Genomic DNA, 26,991 nt, shown 5'->3' with positions numbered 1-26,991 from the left:
TTTTACACCGAAGGGGATCATCATGGTTCTAAAACATTTCATGTCTGGCGAGATTGCAGTTTTTGGTTTTCTCATTCTCATTTTTTCTATCATAGGACTCGCTTTTTTTCTTTTTAAAACGCTGTTTTTAGTCAAACAAGCTGAAGTTGTCATTGTGGAGCGTTTGGGCAAGTTCCATAAAATTCTGGGACCTGGAATGCATATTCTTATCCCTTTTATTGATGAGCCTCGCGAAGTGCTTTGGAGCTTTTTAGTTCCTGATGATCGCGGTCGTTTTCCGGTGCGCATTACGCGCGTTTTCACTCGAATAGATTTGCGTGAATCGGTATACGATTTTCCAAAGCAAAGCGTTATTACAAAAGATAACGTCATGATGGAAATTAGTGCGTTGCTTTACTATCAGATCACCGATCCGGAATTAGCTGTTTATGGCGTAATGAATTTGCCTGAAGCGATAGAAAAACTCACGCAAACAACGTTACGTAATCTCGTTGGTTCGCTTGATCTTGATGAGTCACTTGTTTCTCGAGATAAAATTAACGAGAAACTGCAGCATATTCTCGATGATGCGACGCATAAATGGGGCGTCAAAATAAACCGAGTAGAATTGCAGGAAGTTAATCCGCCAGAAGATATCAGGCAGGCTATGGAAAAGCAGATGCGCGCTGAGCGAGATCGCCGTGCTCGGATTTTAGAAGCGGAAGGTATGAAGCAAGCGCTTATTACCGAAGCTGAAGGAATTCAAGAATCTACGATTTTGAAGGCAACAGGGGATGCGCAATCTGCAGTGATTGCAGCGCAAGGAGAGGCGGAAGCTCGCCTTAAATTAATGAACGCAGACGTTCAGTCGGTTCAACTTATTGCAGCTCAATTGCCACAATCCGATCCGCTTGCCTATTTAATTGCAATGAATTATATAAAATCGTTGCAAGAGCTGACCAAAGGTAAAAACGATAAACTTGTGGTTGTTCCTTATGAAGCCAGTTCATTAATGGGTTCTTTTGCATCAATCAAAACTTTGTTTGAGCAACGGTCGTAACCGGCTCGGTAGAAAATTCGAATGCTTTTTCTGGTTGATTCTTTGCATTGATTCTTATTGCAAGTGGCTCGATAAGAGCAATGAAAAAAAGAACAACCAGTTTAAGCACGATCCATAACGTGCCATTACTATGCTTCATAGCAAAACTCCCTTCTGAAGAAGTACACATAAAAATAAATGAGAAATTAAAATCGAATTAGTTTGATGACCGGTCGGGCCAAAAATAAGCTTCAATGGAGCGACACTGGGGGCTGCTGCTAAAATAATGAAGATGGGAAAAAAAGAAATTTATTGAGTTGGCTGTTATAGTACTCATCGTACAGCGCTCGGTGTTCATGATGGTCTCCTTGTCGTCCAAATATAACGAAGTTACTGTACTTAATAATGAGTTTGGTGCGCAAGAGTTCTGCGTATTCTAATTTTGATTTTCTGATCGAGCAGCTTCGAGTGATTTTGCGAGGTTTTCTACCACCGTTTTAGTTTCCAGATTTGTTGTTTCAAGGTTGTACCATATTTTATTTTCAGGATCTCGTTCTTGCGCCAACCGAGAAAATTTATTCAGCCAAATACCATCATGATCTTTCATCATCTGGCCAACGAGTTCAAAATCTTCAATTTTTTTAAATTTTGAGAGAAGAATAACGGGCAAATGCATAAGATGGGTGTCTTGTTTTTCCAGTTCTTTTTGATGCTCTCGAAATTCCATATTAAATGTTGCACAAATGAGTGGCTCTGTGGGACTGCTTAATCCTTTACTGAGCCCTTGATAGAACCAACTATTAGGTAAATTAATATTGTATGCGCCGATAAGTGCGTTGGGTAATCTTTTTTTAATATGCGTGCGCAATAGTGAGCCGATTATCGTTGCTTCTTGCCTTAATGTAGCAAAATATTCATCCATTTTATTTGTTTTAAGCAAATAACGAACGCGCTCGCTAATCGTAGCGGCCGATTCATTATTTTCCAGAGGATGTTTTTTCGTGTAGAGTCGCCATGCGGTTGTTGAAAAATCCATCGTTGGCAAAAATTGCCCCGTTTGATTTTGTGCATGATACATTTCTAAATCAAGAAAAACCCCCGCAAGCGGTACGCCATTGCCAATGTTTTTTTCCCATTCATCTACAAATCTATCAAACACGGTTAAAAACTCTGGCTTCCAAAAATGTTCAATATCAAATGGACTCGGTATGTTTTCGTAACACTCGCCATACATATCGCATGCAGGATCGCGCTGCGGAATGCCGCGCAAATTGCTGGTTAAATTGGCACCCATAAAAAACAGCGGTAATGGTTTGCTGGTTAAGGTTTCTCTCTTTTTCATAGCTTGAGTGAACCGCTTTATTGAATCAAGAAAAGCCTGTTTTTTTTCTTTTTGGCCTGCAGAGTTTGCCAAAAAGACTTCGGGTAGGAGCTCAAACCACATGAGATTAATTCCCGCATTAGAAATATCATCCACAGCTTCTTGCTCTTTTCCATCGTATGGTTCAAGATTCATCCAGGCGCATACGATTCCCTCGTTTTTAAAACGATGGTAAGCAGGACTCAAAATTCTTTTGAAACGTTCTTCGAGAGAATCTCGATGTTGTGATTGAAGAATAGGCTCGTTTTTTGTGGCACCCACAGCTTGCCTTAATGTGCTGTAGATTTGTGCATTCAATGCGGTTCTGAGTTTTTTATCCATTGGTGTTAACTTAAATGGCTCTTTAATTTCAGTTGTTTGAATCATATTCATGCTTGTCAGAAAAATCGTATTGCCCGTTTTTTCATTACGTATCTTTATTCCTAAAGGATAAAGCGGACTGAGCGGAGCTATTTTTTGGACCGATTTCGGGAGCAGTTCTGCCAAAAGTTCCGGAGCGGCAGGGTAAGAAGAACCAGCTTGTAAAGGTGCCTGTGCGCGTTTATCGAGCAGAGCAGTGCGATAATGCTGACTTTTACTTTCATCGGAACGGACAAAGTGATTAATAAAGTGAGAAACGTAGCGCCGGTTTTCCGGAGTTTTATTTTCTAGGAGTTGCAATTTTTCAAGCAGTTGTTCTGTTATGCTCGCAACCAGCACGGGATTTCCCGTAACGGGTATTATTAAACCAATGAGACTGTTTTTTTTTGTTTTGAGATGATCAATAAGCATATAGAGATGTCGCAGCATTGGCGTTTGAACACTATTTTGTTTAGTCAAATCCCGAGCAGTTGCACTGTAAAAAGACGGATCCAAAACGAGCCATATTGCATTATGATGAGCAATATCTGATGGGGTTACATTGTACGCCTGTTTAAAAACTGGTTCAAATCCAGCGGTTGCTAGCGCATCAAGTGTTTTTTTAAAATTAATGCGATCATTATTTCCTGTTTCAATAATGAGAATAGAACGTTTTTGCTCAACGGCGTGAAGAAATACCATGCTTGCAAGTGATATAATGCATAAGAAAAATAAACTTCTTTTTTTCATAATTGAACACCCATCGAGTAGTTCAAAAAATTATTAGTTCATATTTATTATGAATATATAGATAAATATTTCAATTTTGCAATAAAACATTATTTTTAAAAACAAAATGGTGTCATTTTGCAAATTTATTTTTCTGAGATAATCGCCTGGGAGCTCTTTTAGTTCTGCCCATGCGTCGTATGATGCTCAATTACTTCTTCGGGAAACGCATGTTTTTTTAGAAGTGCACTGAAGTTTTTACTTAGTTCTTCAAGTTCTGCATGTGTTTTTGAAGGCGCTTTATTCACATGATTAATTTCATCAACGATAGCATCCATTTCTTTTTTATAGAATTTAAATTCCGCATCCATTCTTTCTAATATGCTGCCTATTTGGGCAAATTTGCTGTATTGCATTTCCATGAATCGGTTATTCTGCTCATCAAGCAATAGAAAAAATTGTCTTGCACATCGGCAAATGATGAACGAGGCAAGCTCGTTTTCCGGTTTTTCAACGTTTGGGCTCGCGCAATGCGTTGCGATAATCTCTGAAAGGTTTTTGTAAAATTTATCACAATGTTCAACGAGATTAACTTTGTGCTCTATTGCTTTTGCTTGAATATTGGCTTCAAGGCCAATTAAAAGAGTTTTATCTACATGTGCAAATGAGGGCGACCCATAAAAAGCAATGCAAACGAGTAAAAGAAAACGATGATTCACGTGTAATCCTTCCTTTATTGTCACTCAAAGTTAAATAATTTTTCAGGCTCATGTTAGCAATTTGTAAGATTGTAAGTAAGTATTGGTGAGTAAATAGTTTTTTGATCGTATAATTCAACCTCTACTTTAACATTCGATTGATCTAATTCGGTCAAATTTTTTACAAAAGACTCTATTGAGTGGCACTCGGTATTAGTTTCAATAAGATAGGTTGCATAGTTATGCATCGCGAGTCCTGCCCATAATGCGGCTGCAGGTACGCAAATAAAAATTGCAAGAGCTCGAGCGGGAAGTTGATGCCGGGTTATTTTTTCAGGAAAGAGATAACGCGTTCCTTGGTAAGCACCATAGCCTGCCAGCATCGCGACAAAAATTGATGAGATATTTTTCTTGAGCGCTGAAATAAAAGAGGCTGAAGCTTCTTGAGGTTTCACAATGAAATGATGCTCAAGAAATGCCCATTGGCGCCCGAGGAACAATTTCTGCTCAGTTGCGCCATGCGAGTGAATCAACGGCGACCATCCGATAAGGATTAGTAATCCCGCCACGAGATTTTTTTTAGGTATAAAGCATCCGAAAAACATAATTTTTTCTCCTAGGTAATCCCTGCGAAAGGCCAATAATGCAAGCCTAGTCAAACAAGCCCAAAGTTGCAAAGTGTGTACAACTTCAAGTTTATAAGCTAAACTCAATATCTGTTTTTTTATTTTTTTACTACCTAAACGAGTGGGTATCATGAAACAACACAAAATTTCGTTGTTCACCGCCATTTTGCTGAATCTTAATATTATGATCGGATCCGGTATCCTGATCGGCCCTGGTAGCATGGCTGCAATCGCCGGAAACGCAAGTTATTTGGCTTGGATTATGGTGGCCCTTATTTTCTTACCTATTGTTCTGAGTACGGTACAATTAAGCCGTATGTTTCCAGGAGCGGGGGGATTCTATCTTTACGCTAAAGAAGGCCTCAATCGAACGGCAGGTTTTGCCAGTGGTTGGCTTTATATCGTTGGGTATACGTTTGCGCTTGTCGTCGAATTTATGGCATTGAGAAAAACATTGACCGTTATGATGGGATCAAATTGGCTCACCGACCATACTTTTGCGTTTGATTTACTTATCATCGGCAGTACCACTTTCTTAAATCTTATGAGCCTTAAATCGCTCGGTAGATTGCTCAATGGGTTAACCATTACTAAAATTATTCCACTTATTGCGGGTATTCTTGTTTTGCCTTTCGTATTTAAACCGCAAACATTAGCAGTAAGCAGCCAAGAATTAGCGCTTGTTCCGTTTGCTATGCCAATGGCCATATTTGGTTATTTCGGATTTGAATATTGCGCAAGCATTAGCCATTTGATTGAAGATAGCAAAAAAAATGCACCGAGAGCTATTTTGATTGGTTTTGTTTTGACGACCCTTATTTATACGCTGTTTAACTTCAGTGTGATTAATATAATGGGAGTTCAAAAACTTTCAGAATTGGGTGCGCCTGCATTTGGAGATTTTGTTGCATGGCCGATTCCAGCGATAGCAGTTTTGTTGAGTTTCCTTATTTCAATCGCCTCGGTTCTTGCAATTTTTGCGGGCGCAAACGGAATGATGAATGGCAATTCAATTTTGCTCCATTCAATGGCTGAAGAAAAACTTTTCTATTTTTCTCCAATGCTTTCTCGCTTAAGTAAACGTGGTCGCCCTTGGGTTGCTACCGTTTTACAAGGGCTTGTTGCGTTTTTTTTGGTGCGCCATATTACCAATATCGATTATGCTTTTAGCCTTTGCAATCTTGGTATCTTCACTGCGTTCCTTTTGCCTTTTATCTCGCTCTTGAAAATACAATTGAGCAGTGAAAAAAAATCGATGGCTTCAATTTTAGTTACCATTGCTGCGATTATTGCAGTCTTAGGGCTTGCAATCTATAGCTTCTATAATTTTGGCAGCACGATGCACGAGCGCTTAGTTGGCATGATACCACTCTTTGCGGCTCTTTTTGCTGGCGGATTATTGTTGCAGCGTAAATATTAAGAAAGTAAGTATTGAAAATACACCAGATGCTTGAGTGCGCCTGGTGTATTTTTTTTTATTTGGCTGGAATAATTTTTATATTTGGTTGCGATTTCCATGAGAAATCGAGTTCAAAAGCATCACCTGCAGGAAGAGTAAACTCAGCTTTTTTTGTATCTTTGTAGTATCCGTTTGCAAAATTAAAAATGTATTCAAATTTAACCGCATTGTTTTCGACAGGAACCGAAGCGGTTACTCCTTGCTTAACTTCGTTGCCGTTAATTTTTAAAACAAAATCTGGCGTGTGTTTTCCTGTCCAATGATGATACGTGATCATGTCTTTAGTGATCGAATTTTTTATCTGAACCGTGCGTCCTTTTTTTTCTTTTTGCGCAATCACCGGTTCTTTTTTTTGCTCAGACATGATTACCGGGGCAGCAATCGGTTTCTCAACTACAATCGGCTCAGGTTGGCCTGTTTCTTTTTTTATTGCGTAGGGGTTTACGTAGCCGCTCTTTTTCTTTTCTGGGGCTTTGTTGTCTTTGTTTGGGGTATTGCCGGCCGGTTTTTTTGCCGCATCTTTAGTGCAACTCTTTTTTTCAATAGTTTCTGATGCGGGCGATGTTGTTTTTTTCTGAGGACTGGCTACTTTTTTTGCTTCTTCTTTGATTATCGGTTTTGTTGATATCTTTTTTGTGGGCGATGCCGCCGTTGATTCTTCAACTATTATCGAATCGCCGCCGAACGAAATAGCTGAAACTGACGATAAAACAAATAAAAGTTGGGCTAATTTTTTCATTGTACTTCCTCTAAACATGAATCTTTTTTTGCTTTTATTTTACTATGCTCTCTGATTTTAAAAATAAGTACCGCGATTGCTGCAGGAGTCATTCCTGGAATAAGCGAAGCGGCTGCGATATTTTTTGGTTTATGTTTTCTTAATTTCTCTTGTAATTCTTTTGATAGACCGGCAATAAGTGTAACATCAAGCGATTCAGGAATTTCAAGATCTTGCATATGTAGCGCTTTTTCCATTTCCTTAAGATCGCGCTTTAAATACGGTTCGTAGCGCACTTCTGCCCATACTGCTAATGCAGCACGATTGTTTAAAGCATTATTCGTTATCTCATGAATTCGTTCGATATTTGTTTCATCTCGGCCCAATAATTTCAATAAATCATCATTGTTTTTTCCGGAACGAATATCGCGGACTACTTGCGCAACGAGTGCTTGCTCTTGTTTGATTTCATCATAAAACGATTTATTAATGAGCCCTAAATTGTAGCTCGTTTGCGCAAGCCGATAAAAAACATTATCTTGCCGCAAAGAAAGGCGGCGTTCCGCGCGCGACGTAAACATGCGATAGGGTTCATCAACGCCGAGTGTTACTAAATCGTCTATCATTACGCCAATATATCCTTCTTGGCGTGATAGGATGAAAGGTTTTTGCCCTGTAGCTTTCAAGTGTGCGTTAATTCCCGCAATAATTCCTTGCCCGGCAGCTTCTTCGTATCCAGTTGTGCCATTAATTTGGCCAGCTAAAAACAAACCGGAAACATGCTTAACTTCAAGTGAGCTACTGAGTTGATCTGGCAAAACAAAATCGTATTCAACTGCATAACCAGGGCGCACAATGACCGCATTTTCAAATCCGGGAATCGTACGCACGTATTGTTTTTGCACTTCGAGCGGCAAAGAGGTGGAAATACCGTTAGGGTACACTTCTTCACTTGAAGCACTTTCTGGTTCTACAAAAACATGATGCGAAGTTTTGGTACCAAAGCGAGCAATTTTATCTTCGATTGATGGGCAATAGCGCGGGCCAATACCTTTGATGTTACCGCTATACATCGGCGAAAGATGTAAATTTTTTCTTATAATCTCGTGAGTTTTTTCGTTTGTGTGCGTAATGTAGCATGCATGAGAGCTGGTGACGGTTTGGGGTTTGAACTCAAATAGATAGTCCAAATTATCAGGCTCTTGCATGGTCATTTTTGAAAAATCGAGGCTTGAACGCAATAAGCGGGGAGGAGTTCCGGTTTTTAAGCGGCCAATTTTGATTCCCAAATTTGCTAAAAAATGAGAAAGATGAGGCACCGATTCGTCACCTTGGCGCCCGGCTGAATAATTTGTTTGGCCAATATGGATAAGGCCATTTAAGAAGGTGCCGGTTGTGAGAATAACCGAACGAGCGGTATACTCTGCTCCTTCGCGAGTTTTTATGCCGCATACTTCATTCTTTTCATTAAGGATCAGATTTTCAACCATTCCCATCATAAGGGTCAGGTTTTCTGTATGTTCAAGTGTTTGTTTACTTAATTTATTATAGGCGTGTTTATCGATTTGAAGGCGAAGCCCTTGAACGGCCGGGCCTTTACTGGTATTAAGCATGCGGGCTTGTAGATAGGTTTGCGTGCACAATTTGGGCATTAAACCGCCAAGCGCGCTAATCTCAAAAACAATGTGCCCTTTTCCAACGCCGCCAATCGCCGGATTGCAGGGCATAAATCCTATGCGATCGAGATTGAGGGTTATCATCAGTGTGCGTGATCCCAAGCGAGCAGATGCGTAAGCAGCCTCAATTCCTGCGTGGCCGCCTCCTACAACAATGACGTCAAAATCGTACGATAAAGAATGATCGATGCTCATTTGTTTTCTATCCACCAGCGCCAGTTAAATCGGTTAGTAAAAAAGCGAGGGCTTTTTTATAGGCCCTCGCAGCTTAGTTTACCGAATTATGATACTGATAGCAATTGTGGCAAGCTATCGTTTTAATAAAAATTTCTCAGGAATTTTACTAAAAAGATCACTTTTAGATTGGGATAAATGTAACCTCCATTTCCCCAAGTCTTAGTTTCTTTTAATGAGGGATACAACGTATCCAGTGTATCGCTTAAATCTATCTAGCAGCCAACGATAATCTTTCAGAGTATTTAAGGCAGCTATCGGATTCTTCGTACCCTTGATACTTTCAAGACGGACAATCAAGTTATCGATATAGGCATCTTTATCAGGAACCGGCTGATCGATAAGAGTTTTTACCGTTTCTCGATGTTCTTGGATCATTTTAATAAGTTCATCGACGAATTCTCTGAACGATTTTTGTTGCTGTGCATAGGCTTCCAGGATTTGGACCGCTTTATCCACAGGGTTGACGTGTGATTGAGCCGCGTTATCAGCTGAAACGGTAGCTACGCAAAGCGCAGGCGCCGCAATCAGACCAATAGTTATAAGGCAAGAGGCTCTCAGTGAGGTATATTTCATATGTTCTCCATAATAGAGTTTTTGTTTTACTTTACTACTCCTGCTAGCCACAATCTCCAGATTAGTCGATTGAGTCGATATGTCAAAGGGGGTGGGTGGTGAGAATGTTCAGCCATTTTTTATAATAAACGTATGAATATGTCATTTTCTCGGTTCAGAATCGCTTTTGGTGATACAGGAAACGTGAAAAAATGAGCGTTTGGGCAAGCCTGTTGATTCAGTGAGAATAGGGGTTGGTAAACAAAATGCGCCAATTAATTTCAAAATGAAAATCAATTGGCGCATGGATAATTAAATTCTTAAAGTTGAGAAGCTAAAAATGTGGCTGTTTTTATGCTGCTTTTCGAGATTTCCACCATACAAATGCTTTTGTTGCTGCCCAGATACTTCCAATTGCTAGCGCGCCAAAAGCAAATCCATAGGCCTGAGATTTTCTTTTCTCGTGAGTAACATGTAGGTCTGTGAAAGCAATCTTTTTATTCAGCGCATGATCGGCGTTATAATGAGCTGAGCAATCGATTATTAATTGTTCATTTTTAAGGTTTGATTGTTCCAATAAAGAAAGCAAATTTTCCATAGGTTCAATGAGATACGCTGGGCCTGTATCGTGTGTATCTTTCGGGACTTTATCAAAAGTAAGTATAATTCCATTTTTTTCAAAAACAGAATGATTTTCATCGATAATTTCTTCTGTTTTATAAGAAGTAGTGCCACGCTTGCCATTAGTACTTTGAATTTTTTCGTTCACTGTCTTGCGATAGCTGGCGATAGCCGGTTGGTACTTTTCGAGTAGTAGATCCAGCTTATTTCCAGGAGTTAAATTATCCCAAGGAATTCCTGTTTTTATTGCTGGAATTGATTTGTTTTTCGTTTCCATTCCAAAGGCAAAATTGTGAATAACCAATGAAGTAAAGATAAGTACATGATATTTCATATAGATTCGCGTCCCTAAATTAAAAAACTATTAAAGAATTATTTTTTATATTTCCACCAGACAAAAGTGCCAATCAAAGTACAAACCGTTGTTGCACTCGCTGCGCCGACTAGAAAGCCATTTCTGCGGCTGCTTGGAGAAACCCCTTTTTTTAGAGATTCGTTAGTGGCTGCCAAGGTTGATATTACTCTATCCAGATCTTTAATGGTTTTTGTATGTGCTTCTTCTATTTCTTTTATTTTAAGATCATGAATCGCAATTTCCATATACTTACTTGCATCTGAAAATTTCTCATAATTTTTTTGTCTTGAAATTAATTGGTCTTCTTTTTCATAATATGCATTTTCCCATTTTTTTACTGCGTTCTTAAAATCACCTAGAATCTTGTAGGTTGATCTTTTTGGGGCTGAATACTTATATTTTTCTATTTTTTCATTTTCTTCTAATTCATTATCATCGATAAGTGGAGTAAAGTCTGGCTCAATTTGGCCATCGCTATTTATAGCTTTATCGTGAAAAACGAGCAAGGGGTTACTAACAAAATCTCTCAAAAGTGCTGGTGGAACGCGAAGTCCCTTATGTTGTAATTTGAAGAATTCGTCATAAAAATCGCTCTCTTCAACTTTATGTTTTTTCTTAATACTTAGCAGAATATCCTTTTCTGCCGGAGTACGGTCTTCAATCGGCCGGGCCAAGATAATTGCTGCTTTTTCATAATTTTCCTTCTCTTCTTTTTCCGATGGCGAAAGAGCGTGGGCTGAAACGCTTTTTAATTGTTTTTTTCGATCTTTCCATTTTTGAATATCATCTTCAATTTTTTCTAAATATTTGGTTGCCACAGCCATTCGATTCCATGCTGCGAGCTCAATCCATTTTTGCTTTTTTTGTTTAACATCTGAATGTAGCCATGCATTCCATCCCGCCCAATCTTTACGCAGAAGTGCGTTTTTTAGTTCCAACTCATTGATTCTTTTAGAAATTCGTTTTTCATTAGAAACGTTTTTCATCTCTTCTTCAGAAAGTGTAATAGGCGGTGTTGCCGGGACTGCTGTGCTTTTACGCTCGACCTTGTCTTTTTTTACGAAAATAGAGTCAGCTACAGATTTTGGCGATAATGGCCTTGGAGAAATAACTTTTTTTGTAGCCTCCTGTGCGACACTAGCGCCACTAGAATTACGCGAAGTCTTCGATGCCTCTTGCAGAATACCTCCTTCGGTATAGGTCGGATGTGGATTTTCGCCAGAGCTCTTTTCTGTTAAAACAGCTGGATCATCATAAATTGTCTTCGGATCGTTAATTTTTTTTTCAACGTGTGCTGCATTTATAGTAAAAATTATCGCAAAAAAAATGATGAATAAAAATTTCATATATGCCCCTTATTAATTTTGCAACTAAAGTTCACAGATAGTGAATTGCGTATTATTCTAACTGATAGTAAAAAAAATTGAATATTACATTCGTCAGGATTTCAAATGCTGTATTATTTATCCATGTATTTTAAAGCAACATCTTCATTTTGGAACGTGTTGCATTATGTGAGCTTTCGCGCAATGGCAGCTTTGTTAACTTCACTTTGTTTTTCTTTTTTGTTCGGCGAATTTTTTATTGAAACATCAAAAAAATTTTTTAGATCAAAAGCGCGAGAATGGACTCCTGAGCGGCATAAAGAGAAAGATGATATGCCAACGATGGGCGGTGTGTTTATTCTATTCGTTGTGTTGGCGACGGTTTTGCTCTGGGCTCCTATTTTGCATTATCAAATACTCATTATGATTTTTGGCTTGGTTGGTTTTGGTGTGATTGGTGCTTGGGATGATTGGTTAAAAATTAAAACGCGCAAAGGCATTTCATCGCGCATGAAATTTTTATCGCAATGCGTAGTTGCTGCATGTTGCGCAATTTCTATGTTTCTCAACGGCGTTTCCACTTCGATTAGTTTTCCATTTTTTAAATCTCTTAATCCAAACATCGGAATATTTTTTATTTTGTGGGCGACGTTTATCATGGTTGGAGCGAGCAATGCAGTAAATTTAACCGATGGACTCGATGGGCTTGCAATAGGTTCTCTTATTCCTAATTTTGCCACCTTTTCGTTAATTTGCTATGCAGCTGGCCATTATATGTTCGCTAACTATTTGCATATTCCATTTGCAGGAACTGCAGAATTGGCAGTGGTTGGCGCAGCGCTCGTGGGCGCCTCGATTGGCTTTTTGTGGTACAATGCCTATCCTGCGCAAATTTTCATGGGAGATGTTGGATCGTTAGCCCTGGGGGGTGCACTTGCGTTAATGGCGCTCATGGCAAAGCAAGAATTGCTTTTGTGCATTGCGGGAGGCTTGTTTGTTGTTGAGGCGTTATCGGTGATGATGCAAGTTTATTCGTACCGTTATCGCGGTAAGCGAATATTTAAAATGGCGCCAATTCATCATCATTTTGAGCTGCTTGGTTGGCAAGAAGCAAAAATTACGATTCGCTTTGGCATCATTTCACTTATTTTGTGCTTGATCGCGTTAATGACGCTTAAGATTCGCTGAGCCAGAAAGAGCTGTTGCTGCATAAAGTATCATGCCAAGCGCTATTAATATGCCAAAGAATCCAAGATAGATAATTCCGCTCGAGATGAAATTGCGAATGCAGCTACCAAGAAGCAAGAGGCAGCTTCCTATAGCGGCCCATGCAACAAAGGGATTTGAGCTAAGTGATTCGTGGCGGTGCGCTTTAATAAGCCCAAGCACGCTGCATGCATACGCAATGGTGCATCCTAAAACGCTAATTTGCTGCAATGTTACTTGATGACCTGCGGTGAGCAATAAATAGCCTGCGCAAATTGCACTTTCAGCAAGTACGCACATAAATGGCACCTGATAATTATTAAGCGAAGTGAAGAACTTTGCAAAGGGGATATGTTTAAATTGGGCGAGCGTATACAAGTTCCATGAGTTACTAAATAAAATGCCATAGCTTCCACCGAGTGCGGATGAGGCGCCGGCGATATAAAATAATTTTAACAAAACCGCTTTGAAAGCACCGGCTGATGGTATAATTTCATTAAGAACTACTTTAAAAATGCCTAAAAAATTAGGTAGTTGCGTGAGCCCTTCGCCAATAGTCGCAAACATGAGCAGTTGGTAAAGCACGGTTAGAAAAACTACGATCCCAAAAGAGTACAAGATGGATTTCGGGCCATTTTTTTCAGCATCTTCGATCGAATTACTAATCGAGCATGCTACTTCGAAACCAACAAATGCGTAAAGCACGAGTGGGATGGTGGATGGGATTCCTGCCCATAACATACTATCGACTGGAATATGCCATTTTGAGAATAATGCCAAGCAACTTAAGATTGCAAAAATAATTGGTGTGAATTTGCAAAAGATAAAACCGTACGTAATGCGCGTGCCGGTTTTAATATTGAACATATTGAGCCATGTAAACAGCCCGAGAATTGCAAAGTCAATTGGCAATGAAGGTATTGAATCCAAAGCGGGAATAATTACTTTCATGGTTGAAGTAAAAATATGGATGAGCAACGCTGCGGATGCTAATTTTCCAACAAAGTACGACCATGCGCTTAAAAAGCCAACCGCTGGATGAATATCGGTTGCAGCATACGCATAAAATCCGCCTGATGGATGGCGATTCAACGTTGCTGCGATAGAAAAAATGAGGGGAAGCATTAAAAGTGCTACCGTAATATAGCTTGCAAAGCCTAGAAATCCTGCGATTACCGCTAAATTTACCGTATTGATCAGCACGCCAGTGCCAAACATAACGTTTATATTAATGAGTATTGCATCGAGCAATGAAAGTTTTTGCGTTTGTGCCATGGAAATTGCAACCTTTGGTGACAAAAAAAAGCGGTGAAGCTGGAAATTTTCTACTTATGAGTGTAGAAAGTATCAATAAATTGGGCAAGTCGTGGTAGCGCGTGATCGTTCAGTTTTCTCATAAAATTTGATGAGCAAATTGAATTTTATAAAAATCCAAGGTACATCGCAATCGAACCTGCAATGGCAGCATTTAAACTTTCAGTTCCGCCCGGCATTGAGAGAGTGATAAGTTCATCACATGCAGATAAATATTCTTCTGGGATGCCATGCGCTTCACTGCCTATCATTAATAAACTATTTTCAGCTAATTTGTGCATCGGTTTGCCGTCTTGAACTACCAATCCAAAAAGTTGCATATCTTTTTTGCGCGTGAGAAATTCTGGCCACGTACATTGGAAAATATTTACTAATCCGATCGCGCCAGCAGTCGCTTGAATTACTTTCGGATTAAAAGGATCAACCCCTTCAAGAACCACGACTGTTTTTTTCCCTATTGCTGCGCAGGTGCGGATTAAGGTGCCCATATTTCCAGGATCTGAAATGCCGGACAATACAATTCCTGAACTTAGTGGTTCATTTTTCGCGTGTTGCGGAATCTCAAAAACACCCAAAATGCCGCTCGGTGAACTGCTCGGGCTTATTTTGTTCAGTACAGCGTCGGAAACGACCGTAATTTTTTCATCCGGCGCAACTTCGTGCGCTTGCATCAGCATAAAATGCGTTGAAATAAGTTCCACTAAATGCATTTTGCTTTTCAGAAGCGTGCTAACAGTGCGTATACCTTCAGCGATAAATTTTTGTTGATGTTTGCGTTCGCTTGCCTCGTGCGCGAGGCGAACAAGATCTTTTATGTGATCATTTTGTAAAGAAAGAATTTCTCTCATTGATTTTATATTTCGTCGTTAAGAATGCGTTGTCGATACTGTGCCATAAGTTGGACCATGAAATGAAGATTATGAATGGTGGCAAGAATATGGCCAGTAACTTCATGCGCTTTAAAAAGATGATGTACGTATGAACGGGTGTACGTTGTGCACGTTAAGCAGGTGCAGTTTTTATCAATCGGCTCAAACGATTGTTTATTTTCATTTTTTTCAATTTTTACAAAGCCATTAAACGTAAACAATAATCCGTGGCGTGCGCATTTAGTTGGATGAGAACTATCAAACGTATCTATTCCTAAAGGGACTGCAGCTTCAAGCGAAGGTAGATCGCCAATCCCGAGCAAATGGTTTGGTTTATCAACAGGAATTTCAGGCATGAGATGTGTCAGCATTTCAATCATTTCGATGCGGGATTTTCCTAAGCTACCCCCGATAGCAAAGCCATCAAATGCTAAATTGGTTAAATATTGGGCACTTTCCTTGCGCATTTCCGGATTAATGCCGCCATGGATCACTGCATACATTGCCTGATTATTTGCGTGTTTAAGATGATAATCAAGAGATCGTTTTTCCCAGCGATGGGTACGCGCGAGCGATTTTTTCAGAACGGTTGGATCAATATGATAGGGAGGCAATTCATCAAAAGGAATAATGATATCGGCCCCAAGCTCTTTTTGCGCTTGCACCGAGGTTTCGGGCGTGAGTAAAACGGCAGCACCGTCCCGATAGGAGCGAAAGAGAACGCCCTCTTCATCGATTTTAATCACAGAATTGGTTAATTTTTTTTGGCCCTTACTTTTCAGCTCATCTTTTACGCCGCCATATGCCAAACTAAATACTTGAAATCCGCCAGAATCGGTAATGAGCGGCTGGCGACGGTTCATGAATTTATGCAAACCGCCCGCCTTGGCAACCGTATCGGTACCAGGATGGAGCATTAAGTGATAGGTATTGCAAAACATCAGCTGAAGGCCAATATCATCCACCGTTTTGCTATCGAGAGCCTTGAGCGTAGCGTTGGTGCCAACGGCGACAAAATTAGGAGTATCAATTGCTCCATGCGGCGTATGAATTCTTCCTACGCGGGCACGTGATTTTTTTGATTGGTGAATGAGTTCAAATCTAAACGGTAAATTCATGGCCTATTGGTCATTTGGCCTATAAACCTCGATAGCCAGATAGCTGGAATGGTAAGTATTACGGCGCATAGTTTAATAAAATAGCTGATAAGGACAACGTCCCACACAGATTCTACTATGCCATAAAGCCCTAAAAAGGTGAATAGAAGGGTGTCCACCAGCTGGGCAATAATCGTTGAGCTGCAAAAGCGGGCGATCATGAGATTTCCCGATAATTGCTTAGAGAGCCATGCAAAAATCGCTCGATCCAGATGCTGAGATGCTAAATAGGCAATGAGCGATGCAGCAATAATGCGGGGGCTATTGCATAAAAGCGCCTGAAAATGAGGATGCATCGAATCGCAGAGTGCTGGCAGATACCAAAGCTGAATTTGTCCGGCAATGGCTGCGACAAACATCATAAAAAAACTTATCCATATTGCGCGAATTGCTGTTTTGCTGCCAAAATATTCCTGGAGCATATTAAGCGAAAGAACGGCACCGATTGTATAGGCATCGGCAGCGGTAACAATAAATCCGCCCAGAGCAATTTGCTTGGTGACAAACAAGTTTGCAATAATGCTCAGCGTCGCAACGAGCGCGATAAGTGCATCTTTACCTATGCGGAGCGCATACAGAGTTGAGAAGCTAATAATAAGAGAGTGGATGATAAAGATAAATTCATTATTCATGCTGTAGACCGTTTATAATAATGTCTCTGTGTCTTTTCTCAATTCATTATACAATGCTCTCATTTTCACATACTCTGGACCATATTGTTTAACTGCTCTATTTAACTGCAATTGTTTTTTTACAAGCTGTAGATCAAAACTAGTTGTATAAAGATCTGGCATAGTTGCAATAGTAGGGCATTCTATACCCGAGTCTTGATGTGTTGTTTTCAATTCATCTATTTTAGCATCTAGCCAATGGGATGCGTCATCTGAAATTCTTTTGCCAAAAAATATTTTTAAGCTCTTTAAATTAGTTGCTTTAAAGCCATAGGTATTAGCTTCAAATGAAGAGTTTTCAGTGTCGATCACATAAAGCTTATCATTGGCATAAATGATATTTTGATTAGCATTATCGCCGAAATCGCTCAATCCAGATAGTTCAACAAATGAGGCAAAATCTTTCACTTGAGCTAGCGAATATTTTTCTTCCTGTTGGTCACTAGGTGTAATCTTTTGTGCAAAGATCTCTACAAGTCCATCGGATGTCTTTTTTGCATATTTCAGGGGTATACCTACATACTTAAACTTTTCATTCTCAATTAATCTCTGTGCGCGATAGGCATTGATAAGGCGATCAATATCATTGCCTTTATCTATTAACGTTGTTAGATCTGTCGTTTCCGGAATTTTAAAATGGGCGACAAATTTTTCGAGCTCACGCTCACCGCGTGATTTTTGGGGTTTATTGGAGCAGGTTTTATATAAAATCGTCGGAACAGCAACGCATAAAGCAGTAGCGGCAAAGAGAGCTTGAGGATTGCTTTCCAGTCCAAATAATCCGGCTTTTAGGGTGTTACTTGTAGCTATCTGGAAAAGTAAGGTAATTAACACCGATTTTTTTAACACAAGGATCTCCATATCGTGAATCAAATTTCATTGGTAAAAAACGTAACAACGCAGCAAACGCGAAAATGATTAGATTTTAACCAGAATACCAATTGACCGTTACGTGTCAAATTGAAAAAATTTGTACAATCCGATAGTGATCTTAAAAAGGTACCCAGGTTAATTTATTGCATAGATTTTTTCAATCAAAATACACAAAGTTAAATGTAGGCGAGTTTTTAGCGCGTTGAGCAATCAATTCATAGGCTCCCAGAACTGCAACCCACGAAAGCAGAAACGTACTTAAAGCAGCAGTTTCAAATGGGTACGAACTTAAAATAGGAAATAAAAAGGGTATTGGTTTATGCCATGCCTTTTTGTTCTCCCTTTTTTCAAAGTGTTCGATTCCGAGGAAAAGCTTGGCGAGTGGTATAATTGCATGGATCCCCGAAGCGGCAAGACCAACGCTGAATAAACCTAATGTAAATTGATCCGATTCTTGCGATGGCAATTTACTGTGCAATCGAGACCAAAACGTTTTTTTGGCAAGTTTATCGTTATTTTTTGTATTAAGATCAAAATTATAAAAAAGGTTCTTGCGAAGATCAATTAAACAATGCTGATTTGGTGGATTCTCAGGAAAAACGACCTCAGATATACTGTTGCTGTGGCTCTTAATGAAGGTAAGTTCAGGAAAATTTTCAAGAATGAGTTCCAAGTTTAATTTATTCAGTCGGTTTTCGGAAACGTCTAGAGATTTTATTGGTTTTTGACATGAGTAATAACCAAATGATAATACGTGTAACGCTTTTTTGATACGCTGAAATTTTTTTGTCTGCAAGAGCCTGGATGCCTTCGAGTGTTTTTAAGTAACCAGTTTTAATCGTAAGGGTGCCATTTTCTAATGTAATAGAGCGATTTTGCGCCGAAACTTTTTCTATTTCCAAAAGATTATGAACCGAATAAGATTTCCGCTTCAATAATTCTAAGCATAATTGTTTTTTTTCATCGCATACTTTTAGATACTCTGCAGCTTTATAAAGGTGAAGAAGTTTATCCCAGGTAAGAGCTTTTTGTTTTTTTATTTCGTACATAATTCCAGGGAAAGATGCTTCGGGACGTGAAAGTATATTTATTGCCAAAACTGAAATTGTTGGAAGTGCAATCTTGGCTTGCGGTTTGAGTGATTGAAACCGAGATAGTTCTTGCATGGTCAGAAAGGTGATGCCATCGGAGCATTTGATTTGGTGTTTCCAAATATTTTTGTTTATGGGAAAGTCTTTCTCCATGCAGTTAAGCAAAGAGCTGATGAGAAAAAAGAAAAGCCAACCAAATTGCTTCATTGGTAAATGTTTAATTTTTTGCCCAGAATTTTTTATAAGCTAAATAAGCGCAGCCAAGAGTTGTAGCTACGCTGGCAGTTGTAACCGCAGCAATGCGCCCCCAATAATATTTTCTGTAATATTCTTCTGGGCCAGGAAACTCGGCAGTGGTATAGTTGTTCCAGATTTTTTCTGCTGAAAATTTAAGTGTGTGAATGGTCGCAAGTGTGATTCCTGTTTCGGCAAAAAAATTTTGTTGACGCAATTTTAGCGTGGAGCCGGAGGGATGCCATTCTGGTTTTTCAAGCAGGTACCATTTCTCTCCCCGATAGACAATAGGTTTTGACTTACATGTTTGAAAATTATAATATCGAGTTTTAATTTGAAGTTGTCGCGCATTGAAAAGATCTTGCCCGGTAGCAGCCTGGACAACTTTAAGTTCATCATTCGCGAAAAATATTTTTTTATGGTTTTGTGATTCCCAGTTGCAATTGCGAAGATATATCACTCCGTAATTTTTTTCTGTTTCGGGTACTATCGTGGAAACTCTATAAGTGGATTTTTTTTCCTCTTCGAATATTATTTTATCCCCTTCGGTGCAGACGGGAATATTTTTTGCATTTTTCTCGAGAGTAAAAATTCTTGGATTTGCGCTTATTGCAGTCACATTCATAGCAAAAAGTACAAGTAACAAATAATTCATAATTTCTTCTATATTAATGTATCTTTAAATCCAATTAATCTGCATTCAGCATGCGGCGTCAAATTAAATTCTTTATGCACCAATTCCTGCATTTTTTGCGCCAAATTAATAATATCGGTGCTCGTTGCGTTGCCGCGGTTGATGATCATGTTTGCATGTTGATGAGAAACGATTGCATCACCAACAGAAAGTTTTCCTTTTACCCCGATTTTATCTAAATAATAAGCGATATAAGGCAGTTTTACTCCAGTTTTTTCTGGTTCAATTTCATGAGGCAAAAAATTTCTAAAAAAGCTGCCGCAGGTATTAGCTATTGGATACCGTTTGAAGCGATGCCGCATAATTTCTGTGCGGCGCCCGCGCGCATACGCCGTTTCAAGTTCAGAAATACGTTTAGTTTTAAAAGTTGCATGGACCAAATAATGTTTTTCATCGTGCAGCGTAGAAAAATCGTACGCAAAATTGAACCACTCGGGAGAAACTGTTTTTATAATTCCCGTTTCTCGCTCAATAACTTCGGCCCTTACTAAAAATTGATCAAGTAAGAATTCAAAATAGTGCAAATTAATATAGACCGATCCGCCGACGGTGCCAGGAATGCCGCTGAACTCTTCAAGTGCACTTAAATTATGCTGCAAGCAATATTCAATCAAATCGTTAATCGTAACGCCAGCTCCTGCATGAACAAATGCTATTTTGTCATCGATAATCTCGTGAGTAATTTGTTTGAGAAATGGACGAATTACCAAACCGTCAAAGCCATCATCACTAATTAATACGTTGGCGCCTTCACCTAGTACGAAAATAGGCAAATTATTTTGCTGTGCAAAGGCACACGCATATTGAAAGTCTTGCGCGTTTGCAGGCTCAATAAAAAAACGTGCAGCTCCGCCCGTTTTAAACCAGTTTTTGTCATTTAATGGAACATTGTGCTGGATCAGATTCATTGCTTTGATTCGTGCGCCCAATTCGTGATGGCTTAGTGCGAACTTTTACTTTATGCTCACGTACTAATTGTGAACAGATTTCGCTGCAGGTATTTATTAACGTTGATTGGCAATTGTCGCATAAGATTACCTGTTTATTACATTCGGCGTTGATGCAATTGATAGGTTCATCATAAGGTGCGTTGCAGCGATCACAATTGCCCACGCAATCGTCATTAATTTTTGCTGTGACGCGTCCATCAAACACATAATTTTTTCCGCGGAAGAATCCGTCAGGAAATTGTTCGGTATAGCGCTGAATGCCGCCATTAATTTGATATACTTCTTTGGCTACATTTTTCGATTTTAAATAGGCTGATGCGCGCTCGCAGCGTACGCCCGAGGTGCATGCCATTAAAATCTTTTTATCTTTAAATGTTTCTAGGTTCGTATCGATAAATTCAGGAAACTCCCTAAAATATTCAGTAGGGGCGTTGATGGTGTTTATCGTTTTGAATTGGCCGATTTTCCACTCATAGCTGTTTCTGGTATCAAGGACAATCGTATCTTCATTCATATGCGCCATAAATTCGTGAGCTTGCTGAGGAGAAAGATGTTTTCCCGCGTCTTTTGCGGTGAACTTTTTAGTATCAAGGCCTAAATGCACAATTTCTGGGCGGACGGCAATGCGCAAACGAGGGAAATAATCTGCGGCGCCAGCGCTATCTTTAAAATCAATGCCGCCAAATAGTGGATGTTCCAGCATCGTTTTTTGATAAAGTTCTATACCTTCATCGGTGCCGCCAACCGTGCCATTGATTCCTTCATGCGCAATTAAGATCCGGCCTTTGAGCCCAAGTTCAACGCACAGTTTTTTTTGCCATTTCATGATGGCTGTTGGGTATTCGATATCGACGTATTTATAAAAAATAGTAATTTTGCCCATAAATCCCGTTACCGCGAATAAATAATAGTTTTTTGTTACTTTATCATGGATCTATTTACTCGTCGAGCTGCGCTTTTTTACTGAAGGCTGGTAAAGCCCTTGATGCGGGATTGCTCAAACATAAAAACAAAGAACATCATCGATAAAATAACGTAGATAATATTCAGTACGATGCTTATCACAAGGTAGTCCATTGGAAAATAGTGATGCGTCACGATCGTGCGCAACCCTTCAAATGCATAGGTCATTGGCATTAGTTTACCAATATATTGGCCCCATTTTGGGAGTGTTTCAAGTGGATAGTAGACTGAACTGAATGGTGAAAAAATCCAACTAACGGTCCACGAAAAGAACAGCGCTTTTCTTCCCCAGTACATGATAAATGCGGTGGTGAAAAAACCGATAAATAGGCCGGATAAAAGAAGCGAAAACAAAAAGGGGAGAAGCATCAACCCTGAAGAAAAAACATTGCATGAATAAAGGAGCCAAACCATCGCGACGCAGATAAAAAGTGTATAAAAGATTCTAAAAAAACTCAGAATGATGATCGCCGTCATCCACTCAAAAATAGTGAGGGGGGTGGAAAATAAATTAATAAAGTTTCTATCCCAAAGCTCTTCGAGTGCGTTCATAGAAACCGCATCATGAGCCCTTTGCACCACGTACCAAAACACCAAGCAACTTAACAGTACCAGAATATTGGAAGACAACGATCCGTGCTGCTGGTCTTGCATCCACATGCTTGTCATTCCCCAAAGAATGATATCTAAAATAGGCCATAAAATATCATCCAAGAAATTGTGGAGATTGCGTATCCAAGTAAGCATATAACGAACTACCATCGCCCAGATGCGATGCCATTTCATGCGAGTTCCTTGAGGGTTTTATGCGGATTTGTGATTTTTAAAAAATAATCTTCCAGCGTCGGTTTCTCGATCGAAATAGTGGAATAAACGATCTCTTCTCGAGCAAAATGCTGCAATAGTTGAGCAATTGAATGCTCATCGAGCTCAATCGTAATTTTTTCTTTATCGATGCTATGCGCAACCGCATGACGATTCAAAAACTGATCCATTTTCTGTATATCGTGAGCGCCAGTAAATTGGACTCTCACCGTGGTAACTTCTTTTGCTAGTGTACGCGGACTGCTATCAGCAACCAGCATCCCATTATTCATAATAAGAACTCGATCGCACAATGAGGCAACTTCTTCCATATTATGCGATGCAAAGAGCATCGCAGTACCACGTGTTTTTTTTTCCTCAAGCAAGAACTGGCGTACCGTAAGTGCAATCTCCGGATCTAGAGAGGCTGTCGCTTCATCAAGAAATACGATTTCTGGTTGTGCTAAAAACGCTTTAGCTATCATGACGCGAGAAATTTGCCCATCCGAAAGCTGACCTGTTGAAAGATCTTTTAACTGAAAAATGCCAAACGTGGTTAATAATTGCTCAATGCGATTTTTTCGTACAGCTCGCGCAAGGCCATATAAACGAGCACAAATATCAAGATTTTGTGCAACGGAAATAGTGATGGGCAGTTTAATTGAGCCGCTGGCAAAAGCGATTCGCTGAAGAAGCTCGGAGCGGTTGAGAAAAAAATCCTGATTAAAATAATGAATTGTTCCAGAGGTTGGCTTTAAGGTTCCGATCAGCATTTGAAGCGTCGTCGTTTTTCCCGCACCGTTTGGCCCAAGTAGGCCCACGATTTCCCCTTTATGGATATCAAATGAAACGTCGCGCACGGCGATCGCCTGAGATATTGTGTGCGCAAAAAAGGGGCGCGTTATAAACGCCTTCGTGAGGTTTGCGACGCGTAAAATCGGTTCTTGCGGCGGCATAATATAGTTATGGGGTAATGTGAGGAAAACATACTTAATTGAGTATATAGAAAAAGTAATGAATCGCCACAAGCAATTAGAATTTGCTCCGATTGATCATTTTTGCAATTTGGCGTACTCTAAAATTCATACATTTTGAGCCAAAAATCTGATTTTTTCAGTATTTGTAATGCAAATTGTGGACGAGTGTTCTCAGGGTAATAGCCTCCAACAGCCTCCGATAGAAAAATAAGGGTATTGTTATGAAATTATCGCTCTCTTGGATTTTTGATCATTTGAAGGGATCATGGGCAGATTATGATATCCAGGAGTTGGTGCGCCGTTTTAATACGACGACCGCTGAGATTGAGCAGGTTGAGCATATTACGCTTAATACGGACCATTTCACGTTGGGCACCGTTTTAAAGATTGATAAAGAAAAAGTTATTCTCTTCAGCGCGGAGCTTGATAAAGAGTTTACACTGCCTTCTCGCACTGATGCAGTAGCGGGCGCTGTGTTTCTCGTCTTTCACAACAATAAAGATGTTCGTTGGGCCACGCTTGCCGATTGGCATGCGGCTAAAGAAGGGCTCATTGGCGCATTGAGCGCGACCGAAAAAGAGCTTGAGGGATCTTGGAAAGATTCTTTTGAAAGCGAAGATTATATTTTGCATCTTGATAATAAATCGGTGACGCATCGGCCTGATTTATGGGGCCATCGCGGCATCGCGCGCGAAATAAGCGCAATCTTAAAAATTAAAATGCGTTCAGAAAAAGAAATAATCAAAAAGTTTCCGATCGAACGGCACGAGTCGATTTCGTCTTCAAGCAAAGAACGTCCATTTTCTCTGAAGATAAAAAATCCTGAGTTGGTTAAACAACTTGGCGGTGGCTATATTTCATCGATCTCCTATTGCCCATCATTAATTTCGATGGCGCATCGTTTGGCACGTGTCGATAGCAAACCTATCGACGCAATTGTGGATACTACTAACTACGTTATGTTTGATATTGGTCAACCGATGCATGCGTTTGATGCAGCAAAAATAGATGTGAAAAAAATTGAAGCTGGATGCGCGAACCGCGAACAAACGCTTGAACTTCTTGATCGCCAAACAATAACGGTCGATCCTGAAGATCTGGTTATTAGCGACGGTGCAAAATCTTTAGGACTTGCTGGCGTTATGGGCGGGGCATCGTCAGCGGTAAGTGCAACAACGAAATCCATTTTTATCGAAGCGGGATGTTTTGATGCGGGAAGAGTTCGCAAAACGGCATTGCGTGTAAAAAAACGTACCGAAGCATCATCTCGGTTTGAAAAAAGCTTAGATCCTAATAACGTGATTAAAGCACTCGGGAGATTTTTAACTCTTTTGAGTGAAAATAAAATTGAATTTGAACTTGCGGGTTCTCTTGTACTCTTGGGGCATGCAGTTGGGCAAGAAGAGTTAAAAATCTCGCACGATTTTATTACTTCTCGTTTAGGTGCACCAGTTCCAGCAGCTGAGATTGGAAAAATTTTAAAAGCGCTTGATTTTGGCGTTAAGAGGGAGAAAAATGTTTATCATTTAAGCATTCCTACTTTTCGTTCATCGAAAGAAACGTTTGTAAAAGAAGACATCGTTGAAGAAATTGGGCGCTTTTTTGGATACAATACTATTCCGCTCGAAATGCCAGCTCTAAAACTCAAACCATCATCGCTTTCAGCTACGTTTCAAGAACGGAATCTAAAAAATTTCTGTGCCTATTCACTTTCAGCGCACGAAGTAACGAATTATGCAATTTTTGATGAAGAGTTTTTGCGTCAATTAAAATGGCAACCTGCGCAAACGGTTACTATTCAAAATCCTGTTTCAGAAAACTGGCAAGCGATGGTAACAAGCCTTGTGCCGCATTTAATAAAAAATGTGGTTCAGAATAAAACTGAGCGTGAGCTTCGTTTTTTTGAATATAATAATGTTTGGGATAAAAAGGGCACACAGGTTATTGAAAAAAAGAATCTAGCCGGAATTATTTTTGCCAAAGCTGCGCTTGATTTTTATGTTCTTAAGAATCAATTGAGTAAGCTTTTTTCTATGCTGAATATAGCAGCTGAATGGAAACAAGCGACTACTATCGAGCCCTGGATGCATCCGCATCAAACTGCGCGCATTCAAGTAAATGGCGCATCTCTTGGGTATGCAGGAATGGCAAACAGCGCATTTCTTGGGAGCGTTGTCGAAGGAAATGCATTTATTTTTGAGCTTGATGTACAAGAACTGACTAAAAATGCAGCGGTTGATGCGCAACGTTTTACTCCGTTAGCAAAATATCCTTCAACTTGGTTTGATATTAGCATGATGATTGCGCGTACGATTACGGTTGAACAAATCAAGAAAACTATTTTAGATGCGGATGGCAGAATTTATAAAGTCGAACTTGTAGATTTCTATGAAAAAGATGAATGGCAAGATCAGCGATCGGTTACGGTTCGTTTCTTTGCGCGCGATGCAGAAAAAACATTATCTCAGCAAGAAATTGATCATTTGTACGATCACGTTCTCATGAAATTAAAAAATACCGGCGCGGTGATTCGATGAAAAATAGATCACTCTTTTATGCCGCATTATTTTTTGGAATAATTATTCTAGATCGCGTGAGTAAATGGTGCGTTCTTACGTTTCTTTCATCAAGTTATCGTATCACATCGTTTCTTGAATTGACTAAAACGATGAATCGTGGAATTTCTTGGGGATTTTTTAATTCAGCGCCCGAATATGCTTATTGGATAATTACGTTTGTAATTGGTGCGTTTTGCATGATGCTTATTTGTTATGCATGGCAACGTGCGGCAAGAGGATTTAGCATTGTTGGCGAAATGCTTATTATTGCGGGCGGCCTTTCTAATTTTATTGATAGAATTATGTATAGCGGGGTTGTTGATTTTATTCTGGTTTCTTTTGGGCAGTGGTCTTGGCCGGTTTTCAATGTGGCCGATGCAGCAATAGTTATAGGTGCGGGATTGATGATTATAGAATCGTTTGGGGGAAAATCAAAATGAGTAGCTTTGCGCAACGTGCAGTAACACTTTCAAAAATTGGGTATGCACCGGCGCCGGGTACGATGGCGACGCTCGTAACATTGCCGTTGGTAATTCTTATTTCGCGGTTTTCGTTGGATTATCTCATTATTCTTGCAGCAACAATTGGCATTGGTTTTGCATTGGTGCGCGCAAGTTTGCCTTTTTTTGATAAAAAAGATCCGCACGAAATTGTGATCGACGAAGTTGTTGGTTGCTTGGTAACTTTTTATGGTATTGCGTTAACCTCAACCACGTTATGTGCAGGATTTATTCTTTTTCGCATTCTTGATATCTGTAAACCATCGTTTATCGGCCGCACAGAACGTCTTCCTGGCGTTTGGGGAATTATGCTTGATGATATCGTAGCGGGCGTTGTTGCAAATATAGTGCTGCGTCTTCTTTTTTAGGGAATGTAGGATTTTATTTTTTTAGGGT

Annotated in this window: 27 protein-coding genes; 6 read left to right on the top strand and 21 right to left on the bottom strand. The window is 39.7% G+C overall.

Annotated elements, in window-relative coordinates:
- Positions 1-22 precede the first annotated feature (22 nt).
- Positions 23-1,039: an SPFH domain-containing protein gene (locus VHO47_04465; GenBank protein HEX2978344.1), complete on the top strand. Its 1,017-nt coding sequence runs from the start codon at positions 23-25 to the stop codon at positions 1,037-1,039.
- Here VHO47_04465 and VHO47_04460 read toward each other — a convergent pair.
- From VHO47_04460 to VHO47_04445, 4 genes are all read right to left on the bottom strand, one after another.
- Positions 1,011-1,178 (bottom strand): hypothetical protein, encoded by a 168-nt coding sequence (locus VHO47_04460; GenBank protein ID HEX2978343.1) that lies wholly within the window; start codon positions 1,176-1,178, stop codon positions 1,011-1,013. The genes VHO47_04465 and VHO47_04460 overlap by 29 nt on opposite strands.
- A 276-nt stretch (positions 1,179-1,454) precedes the next feature.
- The gene (locus VHO47_04455) at positions 1,455-3,488 is read right to left on the bottom strand and encodes a hypothetical protein (protein HEX2978342.1); all 2,034 of its coding nucleotides are present in this window, start codon (positions 3,486-3,488) and stop codon (positions 1,455-1,457) included.
- A gap of 158 nt (positions 3,489-3,646) precedes the next feature.
- Positions 3,647-4,186, bottom strand: coding sequence for a hypothetical protein (locus VHO47_04450; GenBank protein ID HEX2978341.1), 540 nt, complete (start codon positions 4,184-4,186; stop codon positions 3,647-3,649).
- 53 nt (positions 4,187-4,239) lie between these two features.
- On the bottom strand, positions 4,240-4,770 hold the full coding sequence (locus tag VHO47_04445; protein HEX2978340.1) for a hypothetical protein: 531 nt from the start codon (positions 4,768-4,770) through the stop codon (positions 4,240-4,242).
- Positions 4,771-4,921: 151 nt separating this feature from the next.
- On the opposite strand from VHO47_04445, the gene VHO47_04440 reads away from it, so the two are divergent.
- Positions 4,922-6,211: an APC family permease gene (locus VHO47_04440; protein HEX2978339.1), complete on the top strand. Its 1,290-nt coding sequence runs from the start codon at positions 4,922-4,924 to the stop codon at positions 6,209-6,211.
- Between the two features lie 55 nt (positions 6,212-6,266).
- On the opposite strand, the gene VHO47_04435 is transcribed toward VHO47_04440, so the two are convergent.
- The 5 genes from VHO47_04435 to VHO47_04415 form a co-directional block, all read right to left on the bottom strand.
- On the bottom strand, positions 6,267-6,989 hold the full coding sequence (locus tag VHO47_04435) for a hypothetical protein (protein ID HEX2978338.1): 723 nt from the start codon (positions 6,987-6,989) through the stop codon (positions 6,267-6,269).
- Positions 6,986-8,839, bottom strand: a complete 1,854-nt coding sequence (gene mnmG, locus VHO47_04430) for a tRNA uridine-5-carboxymethylaminomethyl(34) synthesis enzyme MnmG (GenBank protein HEX2978337.1) — start codon at positions 8,837-8,839, stop codon at positions 6,986-6,988. Before mnmG ends, VHO47_04435 begins: the two co-directional genes overlap by 4 nt.
- Positions 8,840-9,040: 201 nt before the next feature.
- On the bottom strand, positions 9,041-9,454 hold the full coding sequence (locus VHO47_04425) for a hypothetical protein (GenBank protein HEX2978336.1): 414 nt from the start codon (positions 9,452-9,454) through the stop codon (positions 9,041-9,043).
- Between the two features lie 331 nt (positions 9,455-9,785).
- Positions 9,786-10,388 (bottom strand): hypothetical protein, encoded by a 603-nt coding sequence (locus VHO47_04420; GenBank protein ID HEX2978335.1) that lies wholly within the window; start codon positions 10,386-10,388, stop codon positions 9,786-9,788.
- Positions 10,389-10,426: 38 nt separating this feature from the next.
- Positions 10,427-11,755, bottom strand: coding sequence for a hypothetical protein (locus VHO47_04415; GenBank protein HEX2978334.1), 1,329 nt, complete (start codon positions 11,753-11,755; stop codon positions 10,427-10,429).
- Between the two features lie 105 nt (positions 11,756-11,860).
- Here VHO47_04415 and mraY point away from each other — a divergent pair, with 105 nt between their 5' ends.
- Entirely contained in the window at positions 11,861-12,922 is a 1,062-nt protein-coding gene (mraY, locus tag VHO47_04410) for a phospho-N-acetylmuramoyl-pentapeptide-transferase (protein ID HEX2978333.1), read from the top strand.
- Here the strand turns inward: mraY and VHO47_04405 are convergent.
- The 12 genes from VHO47_04405 to VHO47_04350 form a co-directional block, all read right to left on the bottom strand.
- Positions 12,899-14,215: an amino acid permease gene (locus VHO47_04405; protein HEX2978332.1), complete on the bottom strand. Its 1,317-nt coding sequence runs from the start codon at positions 14,213-14,215 to the stop codon at positions 12,899-12,901. The genes mraY and VHO47_04405 overlap by 24 nt on opposite strands.
- 146 nt (positions 14,216-14,361) lie before the next feature.
- Entirely contained in the window at positions 14,362-15,102 is a 741-nt protein-coding gene (locus VHO47_04400; protein HEX2978331.1) for an RNA methyltransferase, read from the bottom strand.
- Positions 15,103-15,107: 5 nt separating this feature from the next.
- Positions 15,108-16,241, bottom strand: a complete 1,134-nt coding sequence (gene tgt / locus VHO47_04395) for a tRNA guanosine(34) transglycosylase Tgt (protein ID HEX2978330.1) — start codon at positions 16,239-16,241, stop codon at positions 15,108-15,110.
- Positions 16,238-16,912, bottom strand: a complete 675-nt coding sequence (locus VHO47_04390) for a queuosine precursor transporter (GenBank protein ID HEX2978329.1) — start codon at positions 16,910-16,912, stop codon at positions 16,238-16,240. The genes tgt and VHO47_04390 overlap by 4 nt, the downstream gene beginning before the upstream one ends.
- Positions 16,913-16,924: 12 nt before the next feature.
- Positions 16,925-17,800 carry a hypothetical protein gene (locus tag VHO47_04385; GenBank protein ID HEX2978328.1) on the bottom strand — a complete coding sequence of 292 codons (876 nt, stop codon included), beginning with the start codon at positions 17,798-17,800 and terminating at the stop codon, positions 16,925-16,927.
- A 181-nt stretch (positions 17,801-17,981) separates the two neighbouring features.
- Positions 17,982-18,497, bottom strand: a complete 516-nt coding sequence (locus VHO47_04380; protein ID HEX2978327.1) for a hypothetical protein — start codon at positions 18,495-18,497, stop codon at positions 17,982-17,984.
- A 7-nt stretch (positions 18,498-18,504) separates the two neighbouring features.
- A complete protein-coding gene (locus VHO47_04375; GenBank protein ID HEX2978326.1) occupies positions 18,505-19,122 on the bottom strand; it encodes a hypothetical protein in 618 nt (205 codons plus the stop codon).
- Between the two features lie 10 nt (positions 19,123-19,132).
- A complete protein-coding gene (locus tag VHO47_04370) occupies positions 19,133-19,804 on the bottom strand; it encodes a hypothetical protein (protein HEX2978325.1) in 672 nt (223 codons plus the stop codon).
- An 8-nt stretch (positions 19,805-19,812) separates the two neighbouring features.
- The gene (murB, locus tag VHO47_04365; GenBank protein HEX2978324.1) at positions 19,813-20,751 is read right to left on the bottom strand and encodes a UDP-N-acetylmuramate dehydrogenase; all 939 of its coding nucleotides are present in this window, start codon (positions 20,749-20,751) and stop codon (positions 19,813-19,815) included.
- Positions 20,717-21,676 carry a rhodanese-related sulfurtransferase gene (locus tag VHO47_04360; GenBank protein ID HEX2978323.1) on the bottom strand — a complete coding sequence of 320 codons (960 nt, stop codon included), beginning with the start codon at positions 21,674-21,676 and terminating at the stop codon, positions 20,717-20,719. The genes murB and VHO47_04360 overlap by 35 nt, the downstream gene beginning before the upstream one ends.
- Positions 21,677-21,753: 77 nt before the next feature.
- On the bottom strand, positions 21,754-22,542 hold the full coding sequence (locus VHO47_04355) for an ABC transporter permease (GenBank protein HEX2978322.1): 789 nt from the start codon (positions 22,540-22,542) through the stop codon (positions 21,754-21,756).
- A complete protein-coding gene (locus tag VHO47_04350) occupies positions 22,539-23,516 on the bottom strand; it encodes an ABC transporter ATP-binding protein (protein HEX2978321.1) in 978 nt (325 codons plus the stop codon). Before VHO47_04350 ends, VHO47_04355 begins: the two co-directional genes overlap by 4 nt.
- Positions 23,517-23,758: 242 nt before the next feature.
- On the opposite strand from VHO47_04350, the gene pheT reads away from it, so the two are divergent.
- The 3 genes from pheT to VHO47_04335 are packed head-to-tail and all read left to right on the top strand — an operon-like array spanning position 23,759 to position 26,963.
- The gene (gene pheT / locus VHO47_04345; GenBank protein HEX2978320.1) at positions 23,759-26,074 is read left to right on the top strand and encodes a phenylalanine--tRNA ligase subunit beta; all 2,316 of its coding nucleotides are present in this window, start codon (positions 23,759-23,761) and stop codon (positions 26,072-26,074) included.
- On the top strand, positions 26,071-26,535 hold the full coding sequence (gene lspA, locus VHO47_04340; GenBank protein HEX2978319.1) for a signal peptidase II: 465 nt from the start codon (positions 26,071-26,073) through the stop codon (positions 26,533-26,535). The genes pheT and lspA overlap by 4 nt, the downstream gene beginning before the upstream one ends.
- A complete protein-coding gene (locus VHO47_04335; protein ID HEX2978318.1) occupies positions 26,532-26,963 on the top strand; it encodes a phosphatidylglycerophosphatase A in 432 nt (143 codons plus the stop codon). Before lspA ends, VHO47_04335 begins: the two co-directional genes overlap by 4 nt.
- Positions 26,964-26,991: the final 28 nt, after the last annotated feature.

The organism is Candidatus Babeliales bacterium, assembly GCA_036260945.1.
In the GTDB taxonomy this organism is placed as follows: Bacteria; Babelota; Babeliae; order Babelales; family JACPOV01; genus JACPOV01.
Note: the sequence above shows the minus strand (reverse complement) of the source record. Positions and strands in the feature narration are given on the sequence as shown.

Coding starts and splice junctions, on each gene's coding strand:
- VHO47_04465 (HEX2978344.1), top strand. CDS start 23: ATGGTTCTAAAACATTTCATGTCTGGCGAGATTGCAGTTTTTGGTTTT.
- VHO47_04460 (HEX2978343.1), bottom strand. CDS start 1,178: ATGAAGCATAGTAATGGCACGTTATGGATCGTGCTTAAACTGGTTGTT.
- VHO47_04455 (HEX2978342.1), bottom strand. CDS start 3,488: ATGAAAAAAAGAAGTTTATTTTTCTTATGCATTATATCACTTGCAAGC.
- VHO47_04445 (HEX2978340.1), bottom strand. CDS start 4,770: ATGTTTTTCGGATGCTTTATACCTAAAAAAAATCTCGTGGCGGGATTA.
- VHO47_04440 (HEX2978339.1), top strand. CDS start 4,922: ATGAAACAACACAAAATTTCGTTGTTCACCGCCATTTTGCTGAATCTT.
- VHO47_04435 (HEX2978338.1), bottom strand. CDS start 6,989: ATGAAAAAATTAGCCCAACTTTTATTTGTTTTATCGTCAGTTTCAGCT.
- mnmG (HEX2978337.1), bottom strand. CDS start 8,839: ATGAGCATCGATCATTCTTTATCGTACGATTTTGACGTCATTGTTGTA.
- VHO47_04425 (HEX2978336.1), bottom strand. CDS start 9,454: ATGAAATATACCTCACTGAGAGCCTCTTGCCTTATAACTATTGGTCTG.
- VHO47_04420 (HEX2978335.1), bottom strand. CDS start 10,388: ATGAAATATCATGTACTTATCTTTACTTCATTGGTTATTCACAATTTT.
- VHO47_04415 (HEX2978334.1), bottom strand. CDS start 11,755: ATGAAATTTTTATTCATCATTTTTTTTGCGATAATTTTTACTATAAAT.
- mraY (HEX2978333.1), top strand. CDS start 11,861: ATGCTGTATTATTTATCCATGTATTTTAAAGCAACATCTTCATTTTGG.
- VHO47_04405 (HEX2978332.1), bottom strand. CDS start 14,215: ATGGCACAAACGCAAAAACTTTCATTGCTCGATGCAATACTCATTAAT.
- VHO47_04400 (HEX2978331.1), bottom strand. CDS start 15,102: ATGAGAGAAATTCTTTCTTTACAAAATGATCACATAAAAGATCTTGTT.
- tgt (HEX2978330.1), bottom strand. CDS start 16,241: ATGAATTTACCGTTTAGATTTGAACTCATTCACCAATCAAAAAAATCA.
- VHO47_04390 (HEX2978329.1), bottom strand. CDS start 16,912: ATGAATAATGAATTTATCTTTATCATCCACTCTCTTATTATTAGCTTC.
- VHO47_04375 (HEX2978326.1), bottom strand. CDS start 19,122: ATGAAGCAATTTGGTTGGCTTTTCTTTTTTCTCATCAGCTCTTTGCTT.
- VHO47_04370 (HEX2978325.1), bottom strand. CDS start 19,804: ATGAATTATTTGTTACTTGTACTTTTTGCTATGAATGTGACTGCAATA.
- murB (HEX2978324.1), bottom strand. CDS start 20,751: ATGAATCTGATCCAGCACAATGTTCCATTAAATGACAAAAACTGGTTT.
- VHO47_04360 (HEX2978323.1), bottom strand. CDS start 21,676: ATGGGCAAAATTACTATTTTTTATAAATACGTCGATATCGAATACCCA.
- VHO47_04355 (HEX2978322.1), bottom strand. CDS start 22,542: ATGAAATGGCATCGCATCTGGGCGATGGTAGTTCGTTATATGCTTACT.
- VHO47_04350 (HEX2978321.1), bottom strand. CDS start 23,516: ATGCCGCCGCAAGAACCGATTTTACGCGTCGCAAACCTCACGAAGGCG.
- pheT (HEX2978320.1), top strand. CDS start 23,759: ATGAAATTATCGCTCTCTTGGATTTTTGATCATTTGAAGGGATCATGG.
- lspA (HEX2978319.1), top strand. CDS start 26,071: ATGAAAAATAGATCACTCTTTTATGCCGCATTATTTTTTGGAATAATT.
- VHO47_04335 (HEX2978318.1), top strand. CDS start 26,532: ATGAGTAGCTTTGCGCAACGTGCAGTAACACTTTCAAAAATTGGGTAT.